The organism is Nocardiopsis sp. NPDC007018 (genome assembly GCF_040635075.1).
Lineage (GTDB): Bacteria > Actinomycetota > Actinomycetes > Streptosporangiales > Streptosporangiaceae > Nocardiopsis.
This window is the reverse complement of the sequence record NZ_JBEYHA010000013.1, coordinates 123349-133719: the sequence shown is the minus strand read 5'-3', so window position 1 is coordinate 133719 and position 10371 is coordinate 123349. Positions and strand designations below refer to the sequence as shown.

Sequence of the window (10371 nt, the reverse complement as noted above, 5' to 3'; positions counted from 1 at the left end):
GCGCAGCTGGAAGCCCGCGACCGCCATCACGACACCGAACACGATGGCGTACACACCGACGACCAGCATGATCGGAGCCGCTCCCCGAGGACGCGGCCGTTCGGGCGGAAGGGGCCTCACAGGCGCACGCGCCGCCGGACCTCGGGCAGGGCGTCGTCCCCGCCCTGCGGACAGTGGTACCAGCGGGCCTCGGCCTCACGGCCGTCGAAGACGACCTCGCCGATGGTGTTACCGAAGTACGGCCGCTCGTCCAGCGCCCACGAGAGCGGAGAGCGGCGCACCCCCGCCAGCCGGGTCAGGACCCGGCCCGCCAGGTGCAGCGGCCAGCTCGCGGACAGCGTCGCGGCGCGGCGCAGGTTCGGGGAGAGCTGGTTGCACAGCGCCGAGGAGACCAGCTGCGCGACCCGCGCACCCGTCTCGCCCGCCCGGGCCCGGGCCCGGGCCAGGTAGGAGAAGTGCACGTCCCCGCCGAGCAGGAGCACCGTGGCGGGCGCCGGTCCGCGACCGCCGCGGGCCACGTCCAGGACGGCGTTCGCGAGGCGGTGGAACGAGTACTGGAACGCGCCCCAGTGCTCCAGGTCCAGAGCCTGCCGAAGACGTTCGGCGGGTCCGCGCGCAGCGGAGCCCCAGGCTCCGGCGCACACCGCCTCGCTCCAGGCCTCCAGGTGGTGCACCGAGGGCGGCAGCAGCACGGGGACGGTCGAGGCCACCACCAGGTGGTCGGGGCCGCCGGTGAGGTGCTGGTCCAGCCATTCGTGTCCGTCCGGGCCCAGGATGGAGCGAGAGCCCCCGGGGAGGTCGTCCTCGCCCAGGGACCTGCCGCAGCGGGTGTCGGCCACCAGGACGCGCACGCCGCCCACGTCGTGCCGGTGGCTCCAACGGTAGGCGGAGGGCTCCTCGTGCGCCCGCCAGGCGAACGCGTCCACGGTGTCCCGGGCGTCGGTGCCGCGCTCGCGGTGGTCGCGCACCGCGGCCCACAGCGGGTCCTTGGCACGGGCGTCCGGTGAGAGGTTGCCCACGTGCTGGTACACCCAGTAGGCGCCGATACCGCTGGTCACACGGGTGCGCCACCACGGGTGTCCGTCCATCCGCGCGCGCCACGCGGCGGAGGTGTTCCAGTCGTCGCGGATGTCGTGGTCGTCGAAGACCATCAGCGTCGGGACCGTCGACAGCAGCCAGCGCACCTGGGGGTCGGACCACGCCTGGCGGTACAGCTCGGCGTACTCGTCGAAGCGCACCACCTCGTCCTCGGGCGCGCCGTCCGGGTCGCTCCCGCCCCGGGACTCCCGCAGATACGCCCGCATGGGTTCCTGGACCTCGTCGGCGTACACCTGGTCGCCGACGAGCAGCAGGACCAGGTTGTCGGATGTCGGGTCCTCGCGGGACAGCCGACGGGCCGTCGCACGGAGCATGTCGGGGCCGTAGCGCACCAGGCCCTCGGGGGTGTCACCGGTGGGCGTGTGGCAGGAACCGTACAGCAGGCGCGTCGGCGCGTCCGGCGACAGCGTGCGCAGGACACTGGGCGGCAGCGGGCTGTCGGGCTCGGGCCACACCCGGTCCTCACCGAGGAAGACCTCGTAGGGGAGGACGGAACCCGGAGCCAGGCCCTCGATTTCGCACACGGCGTAGTGGTGGCCGTGGACCGTGAAGGTACGGGCGGCCCAGACCTGAGCGCCGTCCACACGGACCCGGACGTCGCAGGGGGCGTCCGTCTCCACCCACACCGTCGCCGTGGCGGGGCCCACGTGGCGTAGCACGGGCCCCAAAAGTAACGAGACAGTCACCCTTATCCCTTCTTTCGTCCAGTTTCACACACGTCAAGCAGGAGTATGGCCTCTTCAGGACGCTTCGTTCACCCGCGGATTCCCGGGTGATGGTTGCACCGGGGGCCAGCCTGCGCGAAGGTGTCGCTATGCGGACACAGATCCTTGAGCTGCACACCGGTGGGACGGAGGGCATCACCGACATCACCGCGCGGTGCGCCGACTTCGTCGCCGGGAGCGGCGACGGCCTGCTCAACGTCTTCGTCCCGCACGCGACCGCGGGCGTGGCGATCATCGAGCTGGGCGCGGGGTCCGACGACGACCTCCTGGCCACCCTCGACGACCTCCTGCCCGCCGACGACCGGTGGCGCCACCGCCACGGCTCCCGGGGGCACGGACGCTCGCACGTGATGCCGGCCCTCGTCGCGCCGCAGACCACGGTGCCAGTACTATCCGGCAGACTCGAACTGGGAACGTGGCAGTCCATCGCCATCGTGGACCTGAACGTGGACAACCCGGACCGGCAGGTCCGGCTGTCCCTCCTGGAGTCCGGATGAGCGGATTCGACGCGGGCCGGGTTCGGCCGCGCGTTGACGGGATATGCCACTAGCGTGTGAACTAGGCCATCAGCGATGGTTACGGACCCACGTGACGGGCGACGAAGAAGCCCGGCATCGTTGTGACAACTGCTTCGTGCAGGCAAGATTGAGAAAAACCATCTGTGGAGGAGAACTTTCGTGAGCGCGACCGCGGGCCAGGCACAAAGCGAACGCGGCTTGGCTGACCGACTCGGATTCAAGCCGGGTCAGGTGGTGCAGGAATTCGGGTTCGACGACGACGTCGACGAGGGACTGCGCGCATCCATCGCCGAACTCACGGGCGAGGCGCTGGTCGACGAGGACTACGACGGTGACGTCGACGCGGCACTGCTGTGGTGGCGTTCCGACGAGGAAGGCGACCTCACCGACGCTCTGATGGACACGGTGACGACCATCGCCGACGGCGGGACCATCCTGGTCCTGACCCCGAAGGCCGGTCGTGAACTGCACGTGTCCCCGAACGACGTGGCCGAGGCCGCCACCACCTCGGGCCTGTCGCAGACCAGCGCGGTCAGCATCGGCGCCGACTGGTCGGGCACCCGCCTGGTCGTTCCCAAGCGGTGACGGACACCACCCGCACAGGGTGAGAGGTCCGGCGTCGCGCGTCCCGGCAGACACGGACGCGCGGCGCTGAGGGGCGCCCGCCGACCGGCGGGCGCCGGACCCGGCCCGCACGGGCCGGACGACACGGACACGAGCATGACCGACACCGTCACCGCGGGCGCACGGGCGCCCGAGTTCAGCCTTCGCGACCAGTACGGGCAGGACACCGTCCTGGGCTCCCTGCGGGGAGGCCCCGTGCTCGTGGTCTTCTACCCGCTGGCCTTCTCCGGAGTGTGCTCCGGGGAACTCGCGGACCTGCGCGAGCGCCACGGCGACCTCGCGGCACTGGGCGTGACGGTCCTGGCGGTCTCCGTCGACTCGACCTTCGCGCTGCGCACCTGGTCGGACGCCGAGGGGTTCCCGTTCGCGCTGCTGTCCGACTTCTGGCCGCACGGCGCCACGGCCCGGGCCTACGGGGTCTTCGACGACGAGCGGGGCGTGGCCCGCCGGGGTACCTTCCTGATCGACGCCGAGGGCGTCGTCCGCTGGTCCGTGCGCACACCCGTGGACCGTCCACGGGACGTCGACGAGTACGTGGCCCGTGCCCGGGACCTGGCGGGATAATACGGGCGCGGACACCACCGCGAAGCGGTATGATCTCTCGCGACGCATCGGGCGCGTAGCTCAGTTGGTTAGAGCAATTGCCTTACAAGCAATAGGCCAGGGGTTCGAGTCCCTTCGCGCCCACCCGACTCCGGAACGACCCGCGGTTCGCCCGCCGGGTCGTTTCGTCGTTTCGGGGTGACCGCGCCCCCGGGACGCCGGGGATGCTCCCAGCAGCCCGGCAGGCGCGATCGGGGGCTGGTGAGGCCCCCGGTTCGCACGGAAGGGCCGCACGCCGTCTCCAAGCCATCAGAGGACCGGAGAGGCGTGGTCGTCTCCGGCCCGCCCACCCCGAGCGGCGCAGTTCCCGGTGGTCCTGCTTCGCGTAGTCGACGGCCATTTCGACCATGCCATCGAGGGGCTCGGTGCGCACCTCGGGGTCGGTGCCGCGCATGTAGGAGACGATCTTGTCGAAACGCTCGGTCTCGTCGGGGGTGGGAACCCTCTCGGGTTCACGGACGATCGCCTCGCGGGCCCCCAGGGGGTCGCTCTTGGCACCGTCCGGACCACGGTGGTTCTCGTAGAGGACTCCACCGTCACGGCTGACCACGTCGATGTGGGCCACCCTGCCCGTGGATTCGAGTTCGTCGGCGATGCGGGGGCCTTCGGCATAGGACGAATCGTGTGCTGCGGCTTCGACCCATCGACCGTATCCCCGCGATGGGTCGTCGCGTCGCCGCTGGTAGCGGTGGGCGCCGCCCAGCAAGCTGTTCGACTCATGGGTGGTTGCGATCATTCATCTCGCGGAGCCGTTCGATGAGGCCGGGATATTTCGCCGCAATCGGCCGCGCCACGTCCACATCCATCCACGTCTTGGATCTCAGTAGATCGGCATGCCTGTTGCCTTCCTTCTGGAGTTTCTCCTTCCTCTCGGAGTCAACTTCCTTGAAAGCCAGGTTCGAGTACACATACATCGCCGTCTCGATGTAGTCTTTCGCGTCCTCTTTCATCTGCAGGTAGTCCATCAGTTCCATTCCCTCGGGTGGGTGAGGGAGAGACTTGTTGGTGGGTTCGTTTTGGTTGTCCTTATTGTTGTTCACGGTGCCTTCTTGTTGGGTATTGGTGACGTGTCCATATTGCCAGTTTCTGGTTCGACCTTGGCTGGGCTCCGTGGTCCCGTTTTCTCATTGGGTCGGGCTTGGAGGGCTCATGATTGGGGCGGGGTGGCCGACCGGGAATCGTCGTGATCGACGTGGGGCTATCTCATGGTCCGTTCATATCGTTCGACTTCTGCTCTCCCGGGTCCATGGTGCCTCGCGCCCGTCGCGCGGGACCGTTCGCGTTCGGGGAGGGCTGCTCTTTTCGGGCCATGTGCGAGAGCTTCGCCGCCGTGGCCGACCTTTCCGAACCGGGCGCCTGCCGTAGTTGTTCTTCCAGTGCCGCGCCGAGCGTCTTGCGGGGTTCCGCCCCTCTCTTCCCTCTGCGACGCAGGTCCAGGTGGTCCATCTCCGCCAAGTAGACGCCCCTTGTGACCACGGCCTCGAGGGGTAGGGGGCGCACCTCGGGGTCGGTGCTGCGCATGTAGGCGACAGCGGAGTCGAAGTCCTTGATCTCCTTCGGGGTGGGGGCTCTGATGCGCTCCTGGACGATCGCCTTCGCTGCCCCGAGAGGCTCCGACATCGTCCCGTCCGCGCCACGGTGGTTCTCGTAGAGCACCTCGGCGTCGCGGTTGACCACGTAGATGTGGTCCACCCGGCCCGTGGATTCGAGTGCGTGGGCCAGGGGCGGGCTCTCCGCGTAGACCACATCGTGCAGAGTGGGCTCCACCCACCGCCCGTATCCCTTCAGAGCGTCATCACGGTCCTTCTGATAACGGTGGGCGATGCCGAGCACACTGTTCGACTCGTGGGTCGCGGTGAACACGACCGTTGTCCCGTACCCTCGGGCACTGAACGGGCGGAGCCAGGATGTGACACCCTCCGGTCGGGCGAAGGGGAAGCTCGCGACCACGTCGTACTTCGGTCCGCCCGTAGCGCCGCAGAGGTGGCCGAGCAGCTCTCCATGGAGAGAACCGGGCAGCTCGCGCTCCACGGCAGTCTGGCCCTGGAGGCCGTACTCGCGCATGATCTCCGTGTAGCGCGGATGGATCTCGGCGTTGTCGTCCGAGTCGTACGAGGCCGCCGAAGGCCCGAGGGCGCACACCACATTTCTCTGGACCGTCGACTTCCCCGCGCCCGGTTGGCCCGTGACGAGGACGAGCTGTGGTCGCTCGCCCGCCCGGCGGTTGGGTGCGTCTGCGGGAACCAGGTTCTCGATCCGGGTTCTCTTGCGCGCATGGAAGATCTCGGCTTCCCGGCGCTTCCTGCCGAACATCAGACGTTGCTCTCACTGAGTCGCGTACGAAGTGCCTGGATGAGCTCCGGGTATCTCGCCACAACGGTCTTGGCCGTGCTCGTTTCCATCCAGTCCATGGATTTCAGGAGTCCGGAGTGCCGCTTGCTCTCGACGTCGTATTCCCTCTTCTTCTCCGGGTCCTTTTCGGTGAGGGCGAGATCGGAGTACAGGTATCCGACCATCCTGATGTAGGATTCGGCTTTCTCCGTCAGGTGGAGGTATTCCATGAGTTCCATCCCCACTGGCGGGGAAGGGCGGGTGCGTCTGGGGGAGGGGTCGCTCGTGCGTCCCTCTCCTGTGTTGTTCACGGGGGGCAGGCTCCTCGCCGGTCGAAAGACGTGTTGATAATATCAACTGTCTTTCCTCCTGATGGGGGTGCTCTGACGTCGATGGTGGTTCGGTGAATCCGGGACGATCGCGAAATGTGAGCCGTCGTCTCACTCTTCACCTTTCCGGCGCGGAACTCCTCTCCGGGAGAGCGGGGACCCGCCGACGCGCGCGGGGCCGGTCGTGGCGGGTTGGCGCCGTGCCCGCCGGGGACACGTCCCGGCCGGACCGGTGAGCCCCGGGGGCGACACGAAAGAAGAGGGGCGGCGGTAGACGTCTGGGGGGTGCAGTCGCCGGGCTGGGGCCCTGGCGTGGCTCTTCACCCACGCGGACGGGGGCGGAGGGGGCCTTCGGCGCGACCCGCTCCGCCCCGGCGCCCCTGCTAGAGCCCCCAGCGCCGCCTCAGGGCCGCCGTCCGCTCGCGGCACTCCACAGCCGTCCACACCAGCGCGGTGACCCCCGCGACGAGGGGGTCGGCGGTGATGCCGGGCAGGTGGGCGCGGACGAGGGCGTCGAGTTCCGCGACGCACTGCGGCCGGTCGGGTGTCCTCGAGTCCCTCGGCTCGCCTGCGTCGGTGGCCGCGACGATCCGTCTTCCCAGGTCCTGCGGTACGGACGCCAGCAGCCGTGCGGCCAGGTCGGTGTCCACGGCGCGGAGCACAGCCGACCCCTTCTCGTCCCGCACGCTCATGCTCCGCCACCAGCCCGGGGGCGGTACCAGCCCCGTCCCGGCCGCGTAGCGGTGACAGTACGCCCCGACGCCCATGCTGCCGCCGGAGGCGCTGCGACCGATCCGGAAGGCGGCCAGCACCCGGCCTCGGTCGTCCACCACCTCCTGGTGGACCGGGCCCGCCCGACGGACCGTGACCTCTTCGGTGCCGGGGAAGCGGAAGCGTTCCTCGGTGGCCTCGCCCGGGCCCTCGGCTCGCTCGTGCTCGCACCTCTCGTACGCCGTGTCCCCGGCGAGCAGGGCCGACAGGCACACCGAACACCACCGGCGTTCCAGATAGGTCGACGAGTAGGTCGCCAGGACCGGGCCGAGGCGATCGGTCCGGACCTGCCTCATGGTGTACCCGGCGCCGAAGGCGTCGCCCTTGTTGACCAGGTACAGGTCGGGCCCGCCCTCCTCCAGGCGGCACGAGTGCGCGGGTTCGGGCAGCTCCTCCAGCGCGGGCAGGTACAGTTCGTCGGCCACCCCGCCCCGCAGAGTGGTGGCCAGGGACTCCGCCGGGCGGACACCGGCCAGGATCGGCGCGGCCCGCTCCACGACCCGGTCCGGGGGGTCCACTTCCAGGAACCGCTCGGCGGCGTGGACGGCCGCGTACACCGTGGGGAGCCCGGGAGTGCCGGGTTCGGACATCCCGCTCCCGTGGTCCTTGAGGATGTCGTCGACCACGTCCGACACGCCGGGAGTCCGCACGACCGCCCCCGCGTACCGCGCGTACCGATCCCGGAACTGGAGTTCGTGGGGGCGCGCGTCCTCGGGGATGAGGGAGCCCTTCGAACGCCCGAAACCAGCGGTGTGGGCGAACCGGGCGGTCCCCTCCACCGCACACCTCAAGTGCTGACGCCACTCCGGGTCGGCCGCGAGCGCGTCGAGCCCCAGGGGCCCGGTGCCCAGAGGGAGCCAGCTGTGCAGGAACACCGGGTTCAGTCCCAGCTGCTCGTGTGTCTCGGAGAAGCCGTGGCCGCTGAGCGGAAGCCCACAGGACACGACGAAGTCCAGGCTGCGCAGAGGTTGGACCTCGTGCCAGCTGACCGGAGACAGCAGCGGTGCGGCGTCCGCTGTCAGGCCCGCCGCCCGCAGCGCCTCCCCGGCCCGCCGGAGGGGTTCCCGGACCCCCGCGTCCGGTTCCGCCATCCCCGCGTACGTGCCCAGGAACGCGTTCGCCCAGGCCCGCACCTCGCCCCCGGTGATCCCCGACCTGTCCCCGAAGGGCTCGGTCACCCCCGTCTCCCGCAGGACGCGGGCCCACAGCGCGGCGGCGGTCGCCTTCGCCCGGGCCGAACCCCCGGAGGGCGCCGGGACCTGGAGGGTGAGGTCCCTGCCCACCCGGGGGTCCTCGGCCACCATCGTGCGCAGCAGCGGCAGCAGCGCCGTCCAGGTCCTGGCCGGTGCCAACGCCAGGGAGCCGTTGGCGAGCAGGGCACGGACCGCGCGCCGGTCGGCCTCGGGATCGTCGCTTCCGGTGCTTCCCGGGACGATGCCCGCCGCCTGGGCCAGGGCCGTCCACCCCGTGGCCAGCTCCTTGGAGGCCCGGTCGTGGTTCTCGCACCACGCGATCACCAGCTCTCGGTGGCGGCGGTAGGCCTGAGCCGGGTCCAGCCGCTCGCCCAGGGCCTTGGCGTGGGAGGCCAGCGTCCGGGGGAGTGCCCCGGGGACGGGGAACCGGGCGTAGGCGAGGACGACCGCGTCCTCGTCCACGTCGCCGAGCTCCCGCTCTACCGTCCTGGCCTGGTCGTGGAACCCGGTCGCGTAGACGGCGTTCCCGGCCTCGGCGAGGAGCCGGGCGCACTCGTCGAGGAAGAGGGGGCGCAGAGCGGGAGCGGTGGCCGCCAGTTCGTCGGAGGCCGCGGTGAGGGCCTTGCGGGCTCGACCAGGCTTGGAGTCGGCGATCTCCGTCTGGGCGCGCAGCAGTGGCAGGAGCGCGACCGCCCGGTCGACGAGTTCGGGGTGGCGGGCGGCCACGGCCGCGAGGAACTCCGGTGCGCGGCTCCGTGCGGCGCCGACCTTGGTCTCGAACCGTCGGACCAGCCCCATGGTGCCTCCGGCGGCGAGTCTTCCCGACACCGAGTGCTCGGGGACGAGCGCGACGACCTGGTGGTCCAGCGCCGGGTGCGACTGTCCGAGCGCCACCAGACGATCCTCCCCGCGCAGAGCGGGGGCGGGTGCCACCCCCTCGGCACGGAGCAGCTCGGCCCGGTCACCCAGCACGGTGCCGGACGCCACGGGGACGCGGTCGCGGGTGCGGTGCGGATGGCCCGCGACCTGCCGGGGCGCCCCATCGGGGTGGTTCTCCCGGGCGGTCGAACTCTCCCGGTACAGCTCCATGAGGAGGTTCACCCCCTCGGACCAGGCGACGTCGTCCACGGGCCCCGCCGCGACGTGCCAGGCGAGGTCGTACACGCCCACCAGGGCCTCCGGGCCCTGCCAGCGCAGGTCGAGGGTCACCGGGATCGGGCCGTCGCGGTGATCGGCCCCGTACAGCCGGAAGTGCGCCCTCTCGTCGCGGACGCGTCCCCGGAGCCGGTTGACGCGTCTTTCGAAGGTCGCGCCGTAGTCGTAGGAGAACGAGGTGCTCAGACCGACATCGCGTGCGTCGGGGGACAGGTCGTCCGGGCGCCGCCACACGGCGCGGCCGAGCTGGAGGGAGGCGTCCGCCGAGCCGTCCCGGTCGGCCAGCGCACGCCACCCGGTGAGGTCGGTACCGAGCCGTACCGGGTGCGGCAGGGAGACGGTCACCGCCGAGGAGCGGAAGGGGACGCCGTCCAGATCCAGGAGTTCGATCGAGCCCGCGTCCCCGGCGTCACGGAGCAGGCCGGGGGCTCCGCGGCCGGAACCGTCCTCGTCGGGGACGACCACCACGTCGCGCAGTGCCCGACGCCAGACCGGGTCGGGCCAGACGGCGGCCAGGAGGGCCGTGGGCACCGGCAGCGAGCGCAGCACCCACGTCCGGACCAGGTCGCGGACCTCCTCCTCGTGGCCCACCAGGTGCGTGCGCAGGTCACGCAGGGCCACGACGCCGGGGTCCGCGCGCAGGGAGGCGGGCACACGGGCCAGCTCCCGCCCCTTGGGGTTGCGGCAGACCACCGTGGAACCGGAGCCCTCACCCCGTACGCACGCCGTGTATCCGTCGCCAACGGTGATCCAGCCCATGCCGCTCCCTGCGTTCGTGGTGTCCGCGTGCCCGTGGCCGGTGTGCGCGGTCGTGCGCCCCCAGGTGCTCGTGTGCCCGGCGTGGCGCCCGCGCGAGCAGACGGGTCGCATGTTGGCAGAACGGTGTGACACATCGTGATCCGGGCCGCCTCGGCCGGTTCGGGGTCGTTCTGCGTTGCTCCTGCGGGGCGGGGCGGCACCCCCTAGAGTCGGTTCCGTCGGCCCGCGACGGCGCTCCCGTAAGGGATCGCAGCCTTCCGGCCCG

General features: G+C 70.8%; 8 protein-coding genes and 1 tRNA gene. 4 read left to right on the top strand and 5 right to left on the bottom strand.

Features of this window, described 5'->3' with window-relative positions; translation table 11 throughout:
* Nucleotides 1-116: 116 nt before the first annotated feature.
* A complete protein-coding gene (locus ABZ635_RS10085; RefSeq protein ID WP_357761803.1) occupies nt 117-1784 on the bottom strand; it encodes an alkaline phosphatase D family protein in 1668 nt (555 codons plus the stop codon).
* Nucleotides 1785-1912: 128 nt separating this feature from the next.
* Between ABZ635_RS10085 and ABZ635_RS10080 the strand changes: the two genes are divergently transcribed.
* From ABZ635_RS10080 to ABZ635_RS10065, 4 genes are all read left to right on the top strand, one after another.
* Entirely contained in the window at nt 1913-2320 is a 408-nt protein-coding gene (locus ABZ635_RS10080) for a secondary thiamine-phosphate synthase enzyme YjbQ (RefSeq protein WP_357761800.1), read from the top strand.
* A 180-nt stretch (nt 2321-2500) separates the two neighbouring features.
* Nucleotides 2501-2926, top strand: coding sequence for a DUF3052 domain-containing protein (locus tag ABZ635_RS10075; RefSeq protein WP_357761797.1), 426 nt, complete (start codon nt 2501-2503; stop codon nt 2924-2926).
* Between the two features lie 135 nt (nt 2927-3061).
* On the top strand, nt 3062-3529 hold the full coding sequence (locus ABZ635_RS10070) for a peroxiredoxin (RefSeq protein WP_357761794.1): 468 nt from the start codon (nt 3062-3064) through the stop codon (nt 3527-3529).
* 49 nt (nt 3530-3578) lie between these two features.
* A tRNA-Val gene (locus ABZ635_RS10065) sits at nt 3579-3652 on the top strand.
* A 632-nt stretch (nt 3653-4284) separates the two neighbouring features.
* Here ABZ635_RS10065 and ABZ635_RS10060 read toward each other — a convergent pair.
* From ABZ635_RS10060 to ABZ635_RS10045, 4 genes are all read right to left on the bottom strand, one after another.
* Nucleotides 4285-4608, bottom strand: a complete 324-nt coding sequence (locus ABZ635_RS10060; RefSeq protein ID WP_357761791.1) for a hypothetical protein — start codon at nt 4606-4608, stop codon at nt 4285-4287.
* A gap of 163 nt (nt 4609-4771) precedes the next feature.
* Nucleotides 4772-5881, bottom strand: coding sequence for a zeta toxin family protein (locus ABZ635_RS10055; protein ID WP_357761788.1), 1110 nt, complete (start codon nt 5879-5881; stop codon nt 4772-4774).
* Complete coding sequence (locus ABZ635_RS10050; RefSeq protein ID WP_357761785.1) at nt 5881-6210, bottom strand: hypothetical protein; 330 nt, start codon at nt 6208-6210, stop codon at nt 5881-5883. The genes ABZ635_RS10055 and ABZ635_RS10050 overlap by 1 nt, the downstream gene beginning before the upstream one ends.
* A 401-nt stretch (nt 6211-6611) precedes the next feature.
* A complete protein-coding gene (locus tag ABZ635_RS10045; protein WP_357761782.1) occupies nt 6612-10217 on the bottom strand; it encodes a DUF4132 domain-containing protein in 3606 nt (1201 codons plus the stop codon).
* Nucleotides 10218-10371 lie beyond the last annotated feature (154 nt).

Coding starts and splice junctions, on each gene's coding strand:
- ABZ635_RS10080 (WP_357761800.1), top strand. CDS start 1,913: ATGCGGACACAGATCCTTGAGCTGCACACCGGTGGGACGGAGGGCATC.
- ABZ635_RS10055 (WP_357761788.1), bottom strand. CDS start 5,881: ATGTTCGGCAGGAAGCGCCGGGAAGCCGAGATCTTCCATGCGCGCAAG.
- ABZ635_RS10070 (WP_357761794.1), top strand. CDS start 3,062: ATGACCGACACCGTCACCGCGGGCGCACGGGCGCCCGAGTTCAGCCTT.
- ABZ635_RS10045 (WP_357761782.1), bottom strand. CDS start 10,217: ATGCGACCCGTCTGCTCGCGCGGGCGCCACGCCGGGCACACGAGCACC.